Annotated in this window: 11 protein-coding genes; 5 read left to right on the top strand and 6 right to left on the bottom strand. The window is 72.0% G+C overall.

Annotation, left to right across the window (positions count from 1 at the left end):
* The first annotated feature begins 26 nt into the window (after positions 1-26).
* Complete coding sequence (locus JOD49_RS00515) at positions 27-2,528, top strand: HAD-IC family P-type ATPase (protein WP_307822285.1); 2,502 nt, start codon at positions 27-29, stop codon at positions 2,526-2,528.
* A 204-nt stretch (positions 2,529-2,732) separates the two neighbouring features.
* Positions 2,733-5,489 carry an aconitate hydratase AcnA gene (gene acnA, locus JOD49_RS00520; protein ID WP_205305509.1) on the top strand — a complete coding sequence of 919 codons (2,757 nt, stop codon included), beginning with the start codon at positions 2,733-2,735 and terminating at the stop codon, positions 5,487-5,489.
* A gap of 135 nt (positions 5,490-5,624) precedes the next feature.
* On the opposite strand, the gene JOD49_RS00525 is transcribed toward acnA, so the two are convergent.
* The 4 genes from JOD49_RS00525 to guaB1 form a co-directional block, all read right to left on the bottom strand.
* Complete coding sequence (locus JOD49_RS00525; protein ID WP_205305510.1) at positions 5,625-6,071, bottom strand: DUF1801 domain-containing protein; 447 nt, start codon at positions 6,069-6,071, stop codon at positions 5,625-5,627.
* 176 nt (positions 6,072-6,247) lie between these two features.
* A complete protein-coding gene (locus JOD49_RS00530) occupies positions 6,248-7,147 on the bottom strand; it encodes an aminoglycoside phosphotransferase family protein (RefSeq protein ID WP_239525301.1) in 900 nt (299 codons plus the stop codon).
* A 100-nt stretch (positions 7,148-7,247) separates the two neighbouring features.
* Positions 7,248-7,973 (bottom strand): NUDIX hydrolase, encoded by a 726-nt coding sequence (locus JOD49_RS00535; protein WP_307822286.1) that lies wholly within the window; start codon positions 7,971-7,973, stop codon positions 7,248-7,250.
* The gene (gene guaB1 / locus JOD49_RS00540) at positions 7,970-9,418 is read right to left on the bottom strand and encodes a GMP reductase (protein ID WP_205305512.1); all 1,449 of its coding nucleotides are present in this window, start codon (positions 9,416-9,418) and stop codon (positions 7,970-7,972) included. Before guaB1 ends, JOD49_RS00535 begins: the two co-directional genes overlap by 4 nt.
* A 152-nt stretch (positions 9,419-9,570) precedes the next feature.
* On the opposite strand from guaB1, the gene dxs reads away from it, so the two are divergent.
* The gene (gene dxs, locus JOD49_RS00545; RefSeq protein WP_205305513.1) at positions 9,571-11,472 is read left to right on the top strand and encodes a 1-deoxy-D-xylulose-5-phosphate synthase; all 1,902 of its coding nucleotides are present in this window, start codon (positions 9,571-9,573) and stop codon (positions 11,470-11,472) included.
* A gap of 163 nt (positions 11,473-11,635) precedes the next feature.
* Here dxs and JOD49_RS00550 read toward each other — a convergent pair whose 3' ends face one another.
* Positions 11,636-12,778, bottom strand: coding sequence for a carboxylate-amine ligase (locus JOD49_RS00550; RefSeq protein ID WP_239525113.1), 1,143 nt, complete (start codon positions 12,776-12,778; stop codon positions 11,636-11,638).
* A 672-nt stretch (positions 12,779-13,450) separates the two neighbouring features.
* Between JOD49_RS00550 and pflB the strand changes: the two genes are divergently transcribed.
* Positions 13,451-15,733, top strand: a complete 2,283-nt coding sequence (pflB, locus tag JOD49_RS00555; RefSeq protein ID WP_205305514.1) for a formate C-acetyltransferase — start codon at positions 13,451-13,453, stop codon at positions 15,731-15,733.
* 21 nt (positions 15,734-15,754) lie between these two features.
* The gene (gene pflA / locus JOD49_RS00560) at positions 15,755-16,765 is read left to right on the top strand and encodes a pyruvate formate-lyase-activating protein (protein ID WP_205305515.1); all 1,011 of its coding nucleotides are present in this window, start codon (positions 15,755-15,757) and stop codon (positions 16,763-16,765) included.
* Between the two features lie 61 nt (positions 16,766-16,826).
* On the opposite strand, the gene JOD49_RS00565 is transcribed toward pflA, so the two are convergent.
* Positions 16,827-17,804 (bottom strand): alpha/beta hydrolase, encoded by a 978-nt coding sequence (locus JOD49_RS00565; protein ID WP_205305516.1) that lies wholly within the window; start codon positions 17,802-17,804, stop codon positions 16,827-16,829.
* Between the last annotated feature and the right edge of the window lie 57 nt (positions 17,805-17,861).

Below are 17,861 nucleotides of genomic sequence, written 5' to 3' on the forward strand. Positions count from 1 at the left end.
GCACCACCGACGGGCACAATCGACGGGTGAGCAGTCTCGCCGACGACGCCTCCTCCGCGACCGGACCTGACGGTCCGGCGGGCGCTGCGTCGTCGGGCCGGGGGACGCGACCGGCGAGCGGCGTCACCGCGGCGACGCAGCCCGTCGCCGGACCCGGGCTGAGCGCGGGGGAGGTCGCCGCGCGGGTCGAGGCCGGGCAGACCAACCGCACCTCGCGCGCGACCTCCCGCTCCCTGGCGGCGATCCTGCGCTCGAACGTCTTCACGCTGTTCAACCTGATCCTCGCGGTCGCCGTGACGCTCGTGCTCCTGACGGGCCGCTGGCCCGACGCGGTCTTCGGGTTCGTGGTCGTCGTGAACGCGGCGATCGGGATCGTGACCGAGTACCGCGCCAAGCGCACGCTCGACCGGCTCTCGATCCTCACCGCGCCGTCCGCGCGCGTGCGGCGCGACGGCGTCGAGCAGGACGTCGCGCTCGACGACGTGGTCCTGGACGACGTGCTGCTCGTCGGGACGGGGGACCAGGTCCCGGCCGACGCCCAGGTCCTCGACGTCACGGGGCTCGAGGTCGACGAGTCCATGCTGACGGGGGAGTCGCGCCCCGTGCACAAGGCCGTCGGTGACGAGGTGCTCTCCGGTTCGGCGGTCGTCGCGGGAGCCGCGGTGTGCCGCGTGGTGCGCGTGGGCGAGGAAGGGTACGCGCAGCGCATCACGTCCGAGGCCAAGAAGTTCTCGGTCGTGCGCTCGGAGCTGCGCGAGGGCGTGAACAAGATCCTGCGGGTCGTCTCGATCGGGATCGTGCCCGTCTCGCTCCTGCTGTTCTGGAGCCAGCTCTACTACACGGGCGGCGTGCGCGAGTCGATCGCGGACGGGACGTGGCGCGACGGCGTCGTCGCCGCGGTCGCGGGCGTCGTCGGGATGATCCCCGAGGGCCTGGTCCTGCTGACCTCGCTCAACTTCGCGATCGCGGCCACGCTGCTCGCTCGCCAGCAGGTCCTCGTCCAGGAGCTGCCCGCGGTCGAGATCCTCGCGCGCGTCGACGTCCTGTGCCTCGACAAGACGGGCACCCTCACGGACGGGCACGTCGCCCTGACCGCGTTGCGGCCCCTGGCCGCCGTCGAGGGAGCTCGCGCGGCGCTCGCGGCGCTCGCCGCCGACCCGGACGGCAACGCGACCTCCACGGCGCTCGCGGAGGGCCTCACGGACACCGAGCCCGCAGCCGTGCGCGACACCGTCCCGTTCTCGTCGGCGCGCAAGTGGAGCGCGGTCCGCACCGACGCGGGAGCGTTCGTCCTGGGCGCCCCCGAGATCCTGCTCGCGGGGCGCACCGACGCCCCGGCGGCGGCCGCGCTCGCCGAGGTGCGGGAGTCTGCGGGCACGGGGGCACGCGTGGTGCTTCTCGCCCACGCCCCGGGAGCGCTCCCGACGGCGGAGGCGCCCCTCCCGGCCGACCTCGCCCCCGCGCTGCTCGCCGTGCTGGGGGAGCGCATCCGCCCGGACGCGGCGCAGACCCTTGAGTACTTCCGTCGCCAGGGCACGCGGGCCAAGGTCATCTCGGGAGACAACCCGGACACGGTCGCGGCCATCGCGACGAAGGTCGCCCTGCACGGGCCGGGCGTCCCGGTCGAGGGTTTCGACGCGCGCGACCTGCCCACGGACCCGGGCCGCCTCGCCGAGGTCGTCGACGCGCACGACGTGTACGGGCGCGTGACGCCGGAGCAGAAGCGCGCGATCGTGCACGCGCTCCAGTCGCGCGGCCACGTCGTGGGCATGACGGGCGACGGCGTCAACGACGCCCTCGCGCTCAAGGACGCGGACCTGGGCATCGCGATGGGCAACGGGGCGCCCGCGACCAAGGCCGTGGCGCGCGTGGTCCTGGTCGACGGGCGGTTCGCGACGCTGCCCGGGGTCCTGGGGCAGGGGCGGCGGGTCATGGCGAACATGGAGCGCGTCGCGAGCCTCTTCCTCGCCAAGACGATGTACGCGGCAATCCTGGCCGTGGCGGTCGTGCTGCTCGTGTGGCCGTACCCGTTCCTGCCGCGGCACATGACGCTCGCGGGCACCCTCACGATCGGCGTCCCCGCGTTCTTCCTCGCGCTGCCGCCCAACGACCGCCGCTACCTCGCGGGGTTCCTGCGGCGGGTGCTGAGCTTCGCGATCCCCGCGGGCGTCGTGATCGGCGCCGTGATCCTGGCCGTCTACGGGTACCTGCGCCCGCTCGTGGGCACGGACGACGCCCGCTCGGCCGCGACCCTGGTCCTCATCGGGGTCTCGCTGTGGATCGTGGGCATCCAGGCCCGGCCGCTCAACGGGTGGAAGGTCCTGCTGATCGTGGCGCTCGCGGCCTGCGCGGTGCTCGCGGTGGCGGTCCCGTGGGTCCGCGACTTCTTCGCGCTCCAGGTCCCGACGGCGCAGGAGTCGGCCGTCATCGCGGTCGCCGTGGTCGTGGGCTGGGTCGCGATCGAGGGCGTGTACAGGGTGCTGTCCCCGCGGCTCGCGGGTACGTCCACCCCCCAGTCGATATCTTGACGTCAAGATAAATGCGCTATGCTGTGTGTCGGCGACATTTCGGTGCGTCGCCCCGCCCGGCGTACGCTGGGCAAAGCCCCCAGAACCATCTTGATCGTCATCCGACGACCTGCCGTGCCGGGCGCGCGGCGCGGGACGTAGAGCCCGCGCGGTGCCCCGGCCGCGGTGGTCGTCACCCACCCTCGCCAGGGAGAAGGAGCAACCGTGAGCAGCGTCGACACGTTCGGGTCGAAGGGAACACTGGAGGTCGGTGAGAACTCGTACGAGATCTTCCGCCTCTCCGCGGTAGAAGGCGCCGAGCGCCTCCCGTACAGCTTGAAGATCCTCGCGGAGAACCTCCTGCGGACCGAGGACGGCGCCAACATCACGGCGGACCACGTGCGCGCGATCGCCGCCTGGGACCCCGACGCGCAGCCCGACACCGAGATCCAGTTCACGCCGGGTCGCGTCATCATGCAGGACTTCACGGGCGTGCCCTGTGTCGTGGACCTCGCGACCATGCGTGAGGCCGTCGCGGAGCTCGGTGGCGACCCGACGCGCATCAACCCGCTGGCTCCCGCCGAGATGGTCATCGACCACTCGGTGCAGATCGACGTCGCGGGCCGCCGCGACGCGTTCGAGCGCAACGTCGAGTTCGAGTACCAGCGCAACCACGAGCGCTACCAGTTCCTGCGCTGGGGCCAGACGGCGTTCGACGACTTCAAGGTCGTCCCCCCGGGCACCGGCATCGTCCACCAGGTCAACATCGAGTACCTGGCCCGCACCGTCATGACGCGCGAGGTGGGCGGTGTGCTCCGTGCGTACCCCGACACCTGCGTCGGCACCGACTCGCACACCACCATGGTCAACGGCCTGGGCGTGCTCGGCTGGGGCGTCGGCGGCATCGAGGCCGAGGCCGCGATGCTCGGACAGCCCGTCTCGATGCTCATCCCGCGCGTCGTCGGCTTCAAGCTCAGCGGCCAGATCCCCTCGGGCGTGACCGCGACCGACGTCGTCCTCACGATCACGCAGATGCTGCGCCAGCACGGCGTCGTCGGCAAGTTCGTCGAGTTCTACGGCGCGGGCGTCGCAGCCGTGCCGCTGGCCAACCGCGCCACCATCGGCAACATGAGCCCCGAGTTCGGCTCGACCGCCGCGATCTTCCCGATCGACTCGGTCACGGTCGACTACCTGCGCCTGACCGGCCGGTCCGAGGAGCAGCTCGCGCTCGTCGAGGCCTACGCGAAGGAGCAGGGCCTCTGGCTCGACCCGACCGACCCGAGCTACGTCGAGCCGGCCTTCTCCGAGTACCTCGAGCTCGACCTCTCGACGGTCGTCCCCTCGATCGCCGGCCCCAAGCGTCCGCAGGACCGCATCGAGCTGTCGAACGCCAAGTCGGCCTTCGCCCGCGACCTGCCGACCTACGCGCCCGAGGTCATCGACGTCGTCGACGAGGCCGAGAAGGAGTCCTTCCCGGCCTCCGACTCGCCCGCGATCCACGCCAACGGCCGCCGCACGGTGCCCGTCACGGACACCAACGGCAAGCAGTTCGACCTGTTCCACGGTGCGGTCGCGATCGCCTCGATCACGTCGTGCACCAACACGTCGAACCCGTCCGTGATGCTCGCCGCGGCGCTGCTCGCGAAGAAGGCCGTCGAGAAGGGCCTGGAGGCCAAGCCGTGGGTCAAGACCTCCATGGCCCCGGGCTCGCAGGTCGTCACGAACTACTACGAGAAGGCGGGCCTGTGGCCCTACCTCGAGAAGCTCGGCTTCCACCTCGTGGGCTACGGCTGCGCGACCTGCATCGGTAACTCGGGCCCGCTCGACGAGAAGGTCTCCGAGGCCGTCAACGAGCACGACCTGTCGGTCGTCTCGGTGCTCTCGGGCAACCGCAACTTCGAGGGTCGCATCAACCCCGACGTCAAGATGAACTACCTGGCCTCCCCGCCGCTGGTCATCGCGTACGCCCTCGCGGGCACCATGGAGTTCGACTTCGAGCACGACCCGCTGGGACGCAACGAGGACGGCTCGCCGATCTTCCTGCGCGACATCTGGCCCACGCCGGAAGAGGTCCAGGCGACGATCGACTCCTCGATCGACCGCGCGATGTTCACCAAGGACTACGCGGACGTCTTCACGGGGGACGAGCGCTGGCGCGCCCTGTCGACCCCCGAGGGCAACACGTTCGAGTGGGACCAGCAGTCCACCTACGTGCGCAAGCCCCCGTACTTCGAGGGCATGTCGGCGCAGCCGTCCCCGGTCACCGACATCTCGGGTGCCCGCGTGCTGGCCAAGCTGGGCGACTCGGTCACGACCGACCACATCAGCCCTGCCGGGTCCATCAAGGCGGACTCGCCCGCGGGTGTGTACCTCGCCGAGCACGGCGTCGAGCGTCGCGACTTCAACTCCTACGGCTCGCGCCGCGGGAACCACGAGGTCATGATCCGCGGCACGTTCGCGAACATCCGCCTGCGCAACCAGCTCCTCGAGAACGTCGAGGGAGGCTTCACGTTCAACTTCGTGAAGAACGCCCAGGACACGATCTACGACGCCGCGCAGGACTACGCCGCGGCCGGCACGCCGCTCGTCATCCTGGGTGGCAAGGAGTACGGCTCCGGCTCGTCGCGTGACTGGGCCGCCAAGGGCACCGCGCTCCTGGGCGTCAAGGCCGTCATCACCGAGAGCTTCGAGCGCATCCACCGCTCGAACCTGATCGGCATGGGCGTCCTGCCGCTGCAGTTCCCGGCCGGGGAGTCCGCGGACTCGCTGGGCCTGGACGGTACCGAGACGTTCGACATCTCGGGTGTCACGGCGCTCAACGAGGGCACGACGCCCTCGACGGTCAAGGTCACCGCGACCAAGGCCGACGGCACCTCGGTCGAGTTCCACGCCGTGGTGCGCATCGACACCCCGGGTGAGGCCGACTACTACCGCAACGGCGGCATCCTGCAGTACGTGCTGCGCTCGCTCGTCAACGACTGACGAGCGTCGGCCGCGGAGGCGGCGTCGTCGGGCCTGGGATCTCCCCGGCGGCCCGACGGCGCCGCGCACCTCGCGCGGGACGCACGACGACGGGGCGTCCCACCTTCGGGTGGGGCGCCCCGTCGTCGTGCCGGGTCAGGACGAGGAGTCGCTCGCTCGCTGCGTGAACGTGCCCGCCGTCACGGCGGCGTAGGAGCGGCGCACGATCTCCTCCAGGACGTCGAGGTCGTTGGCCGACAGGTCCTTGAGGTACACGCACACGAGGCTTGCGGTGTGCGGGCCGAGGCGGTCCAGCAGATCCTGGTGCGCGGCCGTCCCGTCGGGCAGGTAGACCGTGGACGCGGCCTTGCGCGGCGAGAAGCCGGCCGCCCCCGCGTCGCCCTGGCGGCCGCTCGCGTACTCGTAGTGGTACTGGCCGAACCCGATGATCGACGGCCCCCACATCACGGGCGGTTCCCCCGTGACCCGCTGCATGAGGGCGAGCAGCGTGTCCGCGTCACGACGGCGGACCGTGTGGGTGACGGTCGCGAGGAACGCGTCCACGTCGCCGTCGTGCGGGCGGGTCTTGTTGTCCGTGGCCATGTGCCAGTATCTCGCCGCTGGGCGCAGGTGGCACGCATGGCTCGTCGGCGAGATGCTGCTCGTTGTCGGGTCCCGTGTCCGATGACCGACAACGAGCAGCATCTCGCGATGCGGCCCGGGGCCCGAGTCGCGACCGCATTCGCACGTGGACCCGGCCGCGGTACGGGACGGGCGGCTCAGTCGTCCCCGAGCACCTGCGCGAGCGTCTGGGCGCCCAGCTCGGCGAACGACGGGTTGTCGTCGGAGTGGGCCGCGAACGCCGTGCCGAGGACCAGCGCCCACCCACGGGCCCGCTCCCACGTCGTGTCGTCCGTTCCGCACCGCGCGGTCACGGCGTCGCGGAACGCGCGGCGTCCCGCGGCGTCGAACGTGAGCCAGGCGGTCGCGAGATCGGTGGCAGGGTCGCCGCTCGTCATGTCGCCGAAGTCGACCACGGCCCCCAGCCGGTGGTCGCCGGGCGCGAGCACCAGGTTCGCCGGGTGCAGGTCGCCGTGCAGCCACAGCGCCGGCCCGTCCCACGGGGGAACCTCGACGAGGCGGGACCACAGGTCGAGGAGGGCGCCGTCGTCGGGCACGTGGCCCAGCAGGAGGCGCTCCCGGACCGACGCGTCGCGAGCGGCCAGGGGGACGCCGCGGAACGGGTTGAGGGGTGCCTCGGGCGGGGCGGGGACGTGCAGGGCTGCGAGGAAGGCGGCGAGGTCGGGGGCGAACGCGCGGCGAAGGGCCCGGTCCACCGCGAGGGCGCTCAGCCCGTCGAACCACGGGACGACGCTCCAGGCCCAGGGGAAGGCGGGACCCGTGGAGCCGTCGGAGGGGAGCCCGACCCGCACCGGGGCCGGCACGGCGACGGTGAGGCGGGGCGCGAGCGTCGGAAGCCACTCCTGCTCGTGGCGCACCAGCTCGGCCGCGGTCTCGCGTCGCGGGACCCGCACGGCCAGGTCGTCGCCCAGGCGCAGCACGACGTTGTCCCAGCCGTTCGCGACGACCTCGAGGGGCAGGTCTGCCAGGTCCGGGTGCTGAGCGGCGAGCAGGTTGCGCACGAGCTCGACGGTCACGTCGATGTCGGCGGAGGGCATGTCAGGCACGGTGGAACCCTACGGTGCGACGGCGTCGCACGCGTCCAGGTCCGGGACGCGCGCCACGCGGCGATGTGGCGGGGACGGGCCACGCCCACGATCAGACCGGCACCTCGACCGTCCGGCTCCGGTCCCACGGCTCGGCCCAGCCCAGCCGGCCCAGGAGTGCGTCGAGGATCGCGCCCGTGAACCCCCACACGAGGTGCTCGCGCCCCTCCGCGGACACCAGGAACGCGGGGCTCTTGTGCGTGTCCCGCCCACGGCGCACGACGGCGGTGCGCCGGTTCGCGGGGTCCGTCAGGTCCGCGACCGGCACCCGGAAGACGTGCGCGGACTCGGCCGAGTCGACCACGGCCACGGGCGTGGGCCGCGCCCACCACCCCAGGACGGGCGTCACGAGGTGGTTGCTCACGGGCAGGGGGAGCGGGGACAGCGTCCCCAGGACCTCGACCCCGTCGCGGTCGAGCCCGGTCTCCTCGACTGCCTCGCGCAGGGCCGCGTCGACCAGGTCCGCGTCCGTCTCGTCGAGCCGTCCCCCGGGGAACGAGACCTGCCCCGGGTGGTGACTGAGCGTCGAGGCCCGGGCGAGCAGCAGCACGTCGAGGTCGGCGGCGACCGGGAGAGGCGCGGCGCCGGGCCGGGAAGCGTCACGGTCCGCCGCGACGTCGTCGAGCACGCCGAACAGGACCAGCACCGCGGCCTGCCGCACGCGCGACTCGTCGAGCGTGCCGATCGCGTAGCGCCACGGGCGCGGCCACGGCGTGGTGTCCTGGGCGAGGGCCGCGAGGTCGGCACGAGCCGACCCCGCGGACGGGGGCGCGGTCACCAGCCCGCGGGCAGCGGGCGCCCCTCCTCGTACCCGGCGGCCGACTGGATGCCGACCACGGCGCGCTCGGCGAACGCGGTGAGCGAGTCCGCACCCGCGTAGGTGCACGAGCTGCGCAGGCCCGAGGTGATCTCGTCGATCAGGTCCTCGACCCCCGGGCGGGCCGGGTCGAGGTACATGCGCGAGGACGAGATGCCCTCCTCGTACAGCCCCTTGCGGGCCTGCTGGAACGGCGAGCCGCCCGCGGTGCGCGCCGCGACCGCGCGGGCCGAGGCCATGCCGAACGACTCCTTGTAGAGGCGGCCCGTGCCGTCGTCGTGCAGGTCGCCCGGCGACTCGTGCGTCCCCGCGAACCACGACCCGATCATGACCTGGGACGCGCCCGCCGCGAGGGCCAGGGCGACGTCGCGCGGGTGGCGCACGCCGCCGTCGGCCCACACGTGCTTGCCCAGCTCGCGCGCCGCCTGCGCGCACTCGAGGACCGCCGAGAACTGGGGCCGGCCCACGGCCGTCATCATGCGCGTGGTGCACATGGCGCCCGGCCCGACCCCGACCTTGACGATGTCGGCGCCCGCGGCCACCAGGTCGCGCACGCCCTCGGCCGTCACGACGTTGCCCGCGACGATCGGGACCTGCGGGTCGAGGGAGCGCACGGCCTCCAGGGCCTGGAGCATCTTGACCTGGTGCCCGTGGGCGGTGTCGACCACGAGGACGTCCGCGCCCGCGGCCAGGAGCTCGGCAGCCTTGGACTTGACGTCGCCGTTGATGCCGACCGCTGCGGCGATGCGCAGGCGGCCCGCGCCGTCCAGTGCGGGGGAGTAGACGCTCGAGCGCAGCGCGCCGCGTCGCGTCAGGACACCCACGAGGCGGCCGTCGCGCACGACCGGCGCGACCTTGCGACGCGAGCGGTGCAGCTCGTCGAACGCGGCCTCGAGGCCGCCGGGGCCGGTGACGACCGACGCTTCGACCACCTGCGGCTGCGCCGACATGACCTGGCGGACCTGCGTGAAGCGGTCCACGCCCAGGCAGTCGGCCTCGGTGACGACGCCGATCGGACGGTCACCGTCGAGGACCACGGCCGCGCCGTGGGACCGCTTCCCGATCAGCGTCAGGGCCGTGTGGACCGTGTCCGTGGGGGAGACCACGACCGGGGTCTCGATGACCGGGTCCTTGCTCTTGACGTCGGCGATCACGTCCGCGACGACGTCGGTCGGCACGTCCTGGGGGATCACGACGATCCCGCCGCGCCGCGCGACCGTCTCGGCCATGCGCCGGCCGGCGACGGCCGTCATGTTCGCCACGACGAGCGGGATCGTGGTGCCCGTACCGTCGTCGGACGACAGGTCCACGTCGAAGCGCGACGTGATCTCGGAGCGGGACGGGACGAGGAACACGTCACCGTAGGTCAGGTCTGTGGTGGGCCGCTGGCCCGGCAGGAAGCGCACCCCAGCAGTCTACGGAGGGATGCGAGAGTGGGAGGGTGGATCGGGTGCGCGCCGCGTGCAGACGTCGTGACCAGCGCTTTCCGGGCGCGAGCACCCTCCCTGACGGCCTAGAGTTGTCGGGCTAGTCGAATGGCGGGCGGAACGGAGCGGTTATGACCCTGTTGAGCAGCATCACGTCCCCGGAGGACCTCCGGCGACTGACCCCCCAGCAGATGGAGACCCTCGCAGCGGAGATCCGCGAGTTCCTCGTCTCCGCCGTGTCCCGCACGGGCGGGCACCTCGGACCGAACCTCGGCGTGGTCGAGCTGACGCTCGCGATGCACCGGGTCTTCGACTCGCCCAAGGACTCGTTCGTGTTCGACACGGGCCACCAGTCGTACGTGCACAAGCTGCTCACGGGCCGCCAGGACTTCTCGGCGCTGCGCAAGCGCGACGGCATGTCGGGCTACCCGAGCCGCGCCGAGTCGCCGCACGACATCGTCGAGAACTCGCACGCGTCGACCGCGCTGAGCTGGGGCGACGGGATCGCCAAGGCCAACGTGGTGCGCGGTCTGCGCGACCGGCACGTCGTGTCGGTCATCGGCGACGGCGCCCTCACGGGCGGCATGGCCTGGGAAGCGCTCAACAACATCGCCGAGAGCCAGGACCGGCGCCTGGTGATCGTCGTCAACGACAACGGTCGCTCCTACTCGCCGACCATCGGCGGCATGGCGCACCACCTGTCGACCCTGCGCACCACGCGCGGCTACGAGAACTTCCTCGACTGGGGCAAGCGCACGCTCTCGCGCTCGGGGGCTCCCGGCCGGTTCGCGTACGAGTGGCTGCACGGGCTCAAGAAGGGCCTCAAGGACGTCGTCGCACCCCAGGGGATGTTCGAGGACCTGGGCATCAAGTATGTCGGCCCGGTCGACGGCCACGACATCGAGGCGCTCGAGCACGCGTTCGTGCGGGCCCGCTCGTACGGGGCACCCGTGATCGTGCACGTCATCACCGAGAAGGGCCGCGGCTACACCCCGGCCGAGCAGGACGTCGCCGACCGCTTCCACGCGGTCGGGCAGATCCACCCCGAGACGGGGCTGCCCGTCGCGCCCTCGCGCTTCGGCTGGACGTCCGTCTTCGCCGACGAGATCGTGAAGATCGGCCGCCGCCGCCCCGACGTCGTCGCGATCACCGCGGCCATGCTGCACCCCGTGGGGCTCGCGCCGTTCGCCGAGGCGTTCCCCGAGCGCACGTTCGACGTCGGCATCGCCGAGCAGCACGCCGCGACCTCGGCCGCGGGCATGGCCTTCGCGGGCCTGCACCCCGTCGTCGCGGTCTATGCGACCTTCCTCAACCGTGCCTTCGACCAGGTCCTCATGGACGTGGCGCTGCACAAGGCGGGGGTCACGTTCGTGCTCGACCGGGCGGGCATCACGGGCGAGGACGGCGCGAGCCACAACGGCATGTGGGACATGGCGATGCTGCGCATCGTGCCTGGCCTGCACCTGGCCGCGCCGCGCGACGAGGCGACGCTGCGCGAGGCCCTGCGGCACGCGGTCGACATCGACGACGCGCCCTCGGTCGTCCGGTACCCCAAGGGTGCGGTCGTCGAGCCCATCCCCGCGATCGAGACGCTCGACGGCGTCGACGTCGTCGCACGCCACGACGCGGTGCCCGCGAAGAAGGGCAGGGCCGCGACCCCCCGCAAGGTGCTCCTGGTGGGTGTCGGTTCCATGACGGGCACCGCGATGGCGGCCGGCGAGGCGCTCGCGGCCCACGGCGTGGACGTCACGGTCGCGTCCCCGACCTGGGTCCTGCCCATGCCGTCCGCCCTCGTGAAGCTCGCGGGCGAGCACGACCTCGTGGTCACGATCGAGGACGGCCTCGCCGACGGCGGCGTGGGCTCGCTCCTGGGGCAGCGGTCGGTCGAGGCCGGGGTCACCGTCCCGGTCGTCCCCCTCGGGCTGCCGACGGTCTTCCTCGACCACATGTCGATCGACCAGATCAAGACCACGCACCGCCTCACGGCGCAGGACGTCACGCGCGACGCGCTCACGGCGCTCGCGCTGCTCTAACGCCCAGCGGGCGGACCTTCGCCCGGACGACACCACGAGGGGCGCGGACCGCACGGTCCGCGCCCCTCGTGGTGTGTGCGGTGGACGGCGGGGCCCGACGGCGCCGCCCGGGCCGTCAGGGCGCCTCGCCCGGGTCTTCGTCGCCCGGGGCGCGATCGCCGACTCAGGCGAGGGTCGCCTCGGCGGCGCGCTCGACCACGGCGCGCAGGTCCCCCGACCCGGCGAACCACGTCCGCTGACGTCCGGCACCGCCGCCGGTCGACCACAGCCGTCCCAGCAGCTCGGTCACGGCGTCCAGGTCGCCCGCGTCGACGAGCGCCTCGCGCACGTGTGCGACGAGCTGCCCCACGACGTCGTGCGCGGTCGCGGGCTTCCAGGTGAGCGGCGAGACCAGGTCGCCCGAGATCCCGGAGCGCCCGGCCCGCCAGGACGCGGTGCGCAGGAGCTCGGGGTGCAGCATGGGCGCGGCGACGCCCGCGTCGGCCTCGCGTGCCGCGGTCTCGACGAGGCCGCGGGCCAGGGCCGCGAGCAGGGTCGCGGTGTCGGCGTCGAGGCACACGTCCGCGACGCGGATCTCGACGGTCGGGTAGGACGCCGAGAGCCGGGCGTCGAAGTAGATCATCGCGGTGTCGAGGATCGTGCCCGTGGCGACGAGCGCGTCGACCGTGGCGTGGTACGCCTCGGGCGTGCCGAACGAGGGGGCGGGGCCCGCCGTCGGCCACCGTGACCACACCTGGGACCGGAAGCTCGCGTACCCGCTGTCCTCGCCCTGCCAGTACGGCGAGTTGGCGCTCAGCGCGAGCAGCGGGGCGAGCCAGGGGCCGATGCGGTCGAGGACCGCGACCCCCTCGGCGTCCGAGGAGACCGCGACGTGCACGTGGCAGCCGCCCGTGAGCTGTTCGCGTGCCGTGAGCCCGAACGCCGCGCGTGCCGCGAGGTAGCGGAGCCTGCCGACCGTGGTGGGCGAGACGGGCACGGGGGACGTGCCGAGCGCGACGATGCGCGCGTCGCGCTGCTCGGCGGCCTTGTTGGCCCGCGCACGCCCGTCGCGGATCTCCTGGGCGAGCTCCGACAGGTCTGCGCAGGGGTGGGTGCCGGTCTCGAGCTGTTCTTCCATCAGCTCGAGCTCGAGGTCGCCGCCGGGCGTGCCGTCGGGGGCGTCCGGGCGTGAGCCGCCCGACGCGCCGAGCCCTCCTTCGGTGACCTCGGTGGTGCTGGACGACTCGATGACCTCGGTCGCGACGGCGGTGGGGATGCCGTCGGGCCCGACGAGGAGGAACTCCTCCTCGACTCCCATGGTTCGCATCGAGGCAGTCTCACACGCACGGGGGGCTCTTCGCACGCAGGGGGACGCGTCGTGCCCCTGGGTGGTCGCCGGGTCCGCCCGGGTCTCGCGGCGCTGCGCAGCCTCGGGGGTGGCGACCGGTGGGGCGGTCGGCCCGTGCATAGGGACGTCGAGGCGTGTCGGACAACTCGCCTGGAGATGCCGCTCGTCGCGGACCGGGCCCGGTGCCGGGTGGCGACGGGCGGCATCTCGACGTGCTCCTCGGCCCCCGACCGCGCGTCGCCGCGCGTGGGTGCGAACGTGCACGGGCGACCGTAGGGTGAGGCTTTTCGGTAGATCCGAGAAATGTGCGGGTCGAGGGGCGTTCCGCAAGGGACCTTGGTCCCGAACGAAGGGTCGAAGGACTCTCTTGAAAAGGTCATGTGAAGACCGTCACAAGGTGGAATGAACTCCCTTAGATGCATGTTCTAGGTCGTAGAAGGGTTGGAAATCCGCCGTTCTCTCGGCGTCGGACCTCGATTCGACGCCACGACCTGTGAGCCAGGTGACAGCGTCTTTGCCACGCCGACACCCTTCGCAGGTCGTAGCCTGAAAGGGCGAAGGAGAACGGCAGGACGGCACGGATTTCCCGCGTCGACCAAGGTCTTACCCCCGCCGCGCAGGCTGCGCGGCGTGGACGTCGAGGAGAGTGATATGACCAGCATTTCCGAGGCTCGCAGCACCACTGGCGGCCAGGACGACGCGACCGTCCCCGCTTGGGCCGGCTTCACCGCAGGTCCCTGGCAGGACACGGTCGACGTGCGTGACTTCATCCAGCGCAACTACACCCCGTACGAGGGTGACGACTCCTTCCTCGCCGGACCCACCGAGCGCACGACCGGCGTCTGGGCCAAGCTCTCCGAGATGTTCCCCGTCGAGCGCGAGAAGGGGATCTACGACGTCGACCCGCACACGCCCGCCGGCATCACGGCCCACGCGCCCGGGTACATCGACAAGGACGCCGAGGTCATCGTCGGACTCCAGACCGACGCCCCGCTCAAGCGCGCGATCATGCCGAACGGCGGATGGCGCATGGTCGAGGGCGCGCTCGAGACCTACGGCTACCCGGTCGACCAGGAGCTCAAGAAGGTCTTCAGCGAGTACCGCAAGACCCACAACCAGGGCGTGTTCGACATCTACCCGCCCAACGTCCGCGCCGCGCGCAGCTCGCACATCATCACGGGCCTGCCCGACGCCTACGGCCGCGGCCGCATCATCGGTGACTACCGCCGCGTCGCCCTCTACGGCGTCGACCAGCTCGTCGCCGCCAAGAAGCTCGACAAGCTGGACCTCGACACCCAGCCGTTCAGCGAGAAGATCGTGCGCGAGCGCGAGGAGCACGCGGAGCAGATCCGCGCGCTCGGCGAGCTCAAGGCGATGGCTGCCTCGTACGGCTACGACATCTCGGGCCCGGCCACCAACGCCCGCGAGGCCGTCCAGTGGCTCTACTTCGGCTACCTCGCCGCGGTCAAGGAGCAGAACGGCGCCGCGATGTCGCTGGGCCGCACCTCGACCTTCCTCGACGTGTACCTCGAGCGCGACCTGGCGAACGGGGTCATCACCGAGGAGCAGGCGCAGGAGATCATCGACGACTTCGTCATCAAGCTGCGTATCGTGCGCTTCCTGCGCACCCCGGAGTACGACTCCCTGTTCTCGGGCGACCCGACGTGGGTCACCGAGACCATCGGCGGCATGGGCGACGACGGTCGGCCGCTCGTCACCAAGAACTCGTTCCGCTTCCTGCAGACGCTCTACAACCTGGGCCCGGCTCCCGAGCCCAACATGACCGTCTTCTGGAGCCCGCGCCTGCCCCAGGGCTTCAAGGACTTCTGCGCCAAGGTCTCGATCGACACCTCGGCCGTCCAGTACGAGTCGGACGAGCAGATCCGTCCCGCCTGGGGCGACGACGCCGCGATCGCCTGCTGCGTCTCGCCCATGGCGGTCGGCAAGCAGATGCAGTTCTTCGGGGCCCGCGTGAACCTGGCCAAGACGCTCCTGTACGCGATCAACGGCGGCAAGGACGAGGTCACGGGCAAGCAGGTCTCTCCGGTCGTGGCCCCCGTGCCCGAGGGGCAGCCCCTCGACTACGACGACGTCCGCGCCCGCTTCGACAAGACCATGGACTGGCTCGCCGAGACCTACGTCGAGGCGCTCAACTGCATCCACTGGTCGCACGACAAGTACGCGTACGAGCGTCTCGAGATGGCCCTCCACGACAAGGAGGTCCTGCGGACCATGGCCTGCGGCATCGCGGGTCTCGCGGTCGCGGCGGACTCCCTGTCGGCCATCAAGTACGCGACGGTCATGCCCGTGTTCGACGAGCGCGGCATCGTGGTCGACTACCGGACCGAGGGCGAGTACCCCGCGTTCGGCAACGACGACGACCGTGTCGACTCGATCGCGGTCGAGCTCGTCGAGTCGTTCATGGCGAAGATCCGCTCGCACAAGATGTACCGCGACGCGCTGCCCACGCAGTCCGTCCTGACCATCACGTCGAACGTCGTCTACGGCAAGGCCACGGGCAACACGCCCGACGGTCGCCGCGCCGGCGAGCCCTTCTCGCCGGGGGCCAACCCGATGAACGGCCGCGACACGCACGGCATGCTCGCCTCGGCCCTGTCGGTCGCGAAGCTGCCGTACAACGAGGCGCAGGACGGCATCTCGCTGACCAACACGGTCGTGCCGAGCGGCCTCGGCCGTACCCGGGACGAGCAGGTCGCGAACCTCGCGGGTCTGCTCGACGCGTCGGTCGGTGGCGACGGCTACCACATGAACGTCAACGTGCTGGTGAAGGAGACCCTCGAGGACGCCATGGAGCACCCCGAGAACTACCCTCAGCTCACCATCCGCGTCTCCGGGTACGCCGTGAACTTCGTGCGGCTCACCCGCGAGCAGCAGCTCGACGTCCTCTCGCGGACCTTCCACGGCGCTCTCTGAGCGCAGATCGGCGGAACCATCATGACGACTCTCTCGACGCCCGCAGCAGGCCAGGTGCCCGCGCGTGCCGCCGCCCGCTACGGGGTCGACGGGGTCGCCTCGGCTCCGCTGCCGTGGCGGACCTCCGGTGACGGCCTGGGTCACGACAGCGACCTGGACGCACCGGAGGCCCCCCGCCGCCGGACGGGGGCCGGGGTCTCCGGCCTCACGACGGCCGAGGACCTCGACCGGCACGACAAGCTCGCGATGATGCGTTCGGGCGAGCTCGGCTCGGTCCACTCGTGGGAGCTCGTGACCGCGGTGGACGGGCCGGGCACGCGCCTGACCGTGTTCCTCAACGGGTGCCCGCTGCGGTGCCTGTACTGCCACAACCCCGACACGCTGCAGATGAAGGACGGCGAGCCGGTCACGGCCGACGAGCTGCTGGCCAGGGTCAAGCGGTACCTGCCGGTCTTCCGCGCCACCAAGGGCGGTCTGACGCTCTCGGGCGGCGAGGTGCTCATGCAGCCCGCGTTCGCCGCGCGCATCCTGGCGGGCGCCAAGGAGATGGGCGTGCACACCACGCTCGACACCTCGGGCTTCCTCGGGGCGAACCTGAGCGACGAGATGCTGGCGAACACCGACCTGGTGCTGCTCGACGTCAAGTCGGGCGACCCCGCGACGTACGAGAAGGTCACGGGCCGTGCGCTCGAGCCCACCCTGAGGTTCGGGCGACGGCTCGCCGAGTCGGGCCTGCCCGGCGGGGTCACGGCCGAGCACCCGGTCGAGGTCTGGATCCGGTACGTGCTGGTCCCGGGACTGACGGACCAGGCCGAGCACGTCGACGTCGTCGCGGACTACGCGGCCTCGCTCAACGAGATCCGGCCCGGCACGGTCACGCGAGTCGAGGTCCTGCCCTTCCATCAGATGGGCCGGGACAAGTGGGAGACGCTCGGGCGCGAGTACGAGCTCACCGACACCCCCGCGCCCGACGTCGAGCTGGTCGACCGTGTGCGCGACCAGTTCCGGGCGAAGGGCCTGACGGTCTACTGACCTGACCGACCCCTGAGCGACGAGCCGCGGCCCCTGGATCCTCCGATCCGGGGGCCGCTGCTCATTCCCCGGTGAGTACGGCGGCCAGCCACGGGCCCAGCACCGGCAGCACCGCGTCCGGCTGCATGGCCCGGGTGTGGTCGAGCCCGTCGAGCAGGCGCACGTCCCAGCCCGCGGCACGGAGCTCGTCGGCGTGTGCGGCCAGGGCGCCACCGATGCTCACGTGCACCCCGCCCCACTTCTCGCCGTACTCGATCTCGTCGGCGGTCCCGGCGAACGCGAGGCGCGGGCAGGTCACCTCGGTCAGCGCAGCCTGGTCGTCGAAATCGTCGAGCGCCTCGTACAGCGTCACGAACTGGCGCGTCTGGTCCTCGCCGAGCGTCATGTCGAACGCGTCCCAGTCGAAGTCCTCGGGGTCCCCGGCCGCGCCCGTCTCCTCGGGTGCGGCGTCCGTCGCCGGAGCGAGCTCCTCCCGCCCGACGACGTCGCTCGCCTCGCGCTGCGCCGTCGGGCCGTCCGTGGGCTCGCCAGGCGCCGCGGGGGCTGCGGCCGTCATGGCGTGCGTCGCGCGCGTGACCGCGAGCATGCCCGCGTACGGGCCGCCCCGCGGCGGGAAGCCACCCATGACGAGAGCGCTCAGGCGCGGAGTGCGCAGCGCGAGCTGGAGGCCGCTCAGGGCGAGCCACGAGTAGCCGTAGTACGCGAAAGTCTCGGCCCCCGCGGCGTCGGCGATCGCGAGCAGGTCGGCCGCGACGTTCTCCGGGGTCAGCGAGCCCGGTGCCGGGTGAGCCATGCGGTGGCCCTCGTAGTCGGCCGCGACCACGCGGAACGTGGGGGAGAGGGCGTCGACCAAGGTCCGGCCGAGGGCGGGATCGACGCCCCACGTCCGGAGCTCGTCGGCCTGCGGCCCCGTCGCGGGGACCGGGTTGACCGGAAGCACGACGGCGGGGCCCGTCCCCGTGACCTCGACGAGGAGGGTGCTCCCGTCGTGAAGGATCGCGGTGGCGTGGTGCGTGACCGGAGAACCGTTCGACGTCATGAGGGCCACGCTATCGCGCGCCCCCGGGCCCGCGCCGAGCCCGAAATGCCTGGATCC

The sequence above is a fragment of the Oerskovia jenensis genome (assembly GCF_016907235.1).
GTDB classification, from domain to species: domain Bacteria; phylum Actinomycetota; class Actinomycetes; order Actinomycetales; family Cellulomonadaceae; genus Oerskovia; species Oerskovia jenensis.

Excerpts from the sequence above, each read along its gene's own strand:
- JOD49_RS00565 (WP_205305516.1), bottom strand. The coding sequence starts at position 17,804 with ATGACGTCGAACGGTTCTCCGGTCACGCACCACGCCACCGCGATCCTT.
- JOD49_RS00525 (WP_205305510.1), bottom strand. The coding sequence starts at position 6,071 with ATGGCCACGGACAACAAGACCCGCCCGCACGACGGCGACGTGGACGCG.
- JOD49_RS00530 (WP_239525301.1), bottom strand. The coding sequence starts at position 7,147 with ATGCCCTCCGCCGACATCGACGTGACCGTCGAGCTCGTGCGCAACCTG.
- JOD49_RS00550 (WP_239525113.1), bottom strand. The coding sequence starts at position 12,778 with ATGCGAACCATGGGAGTCGAGGAGGAGTTCCTCCTCGTCGGGCCCGAC.
- pflB (WP_205305514.1), top strand. The coding sequence starts at position 13,451 with ATGACCAGCATTTCCGAGGCTCGCAGCACCACTGGCGGCCAGGACGAC.
- dxs (WP_205305513.1), top strand. The coding sequence starts at position 9,571 with ATGACCCTGTTGAGCAGCATCACGTCCCCGGAGGACCTCCGGCGACTG.
- pflA (WP_205305515.1), top strand. The coding sequence starts at position 15,755 with ATGACGACTCTCTCGACGCCCGCAGCAGGCCAGGTGCCCGCGCGTGCC.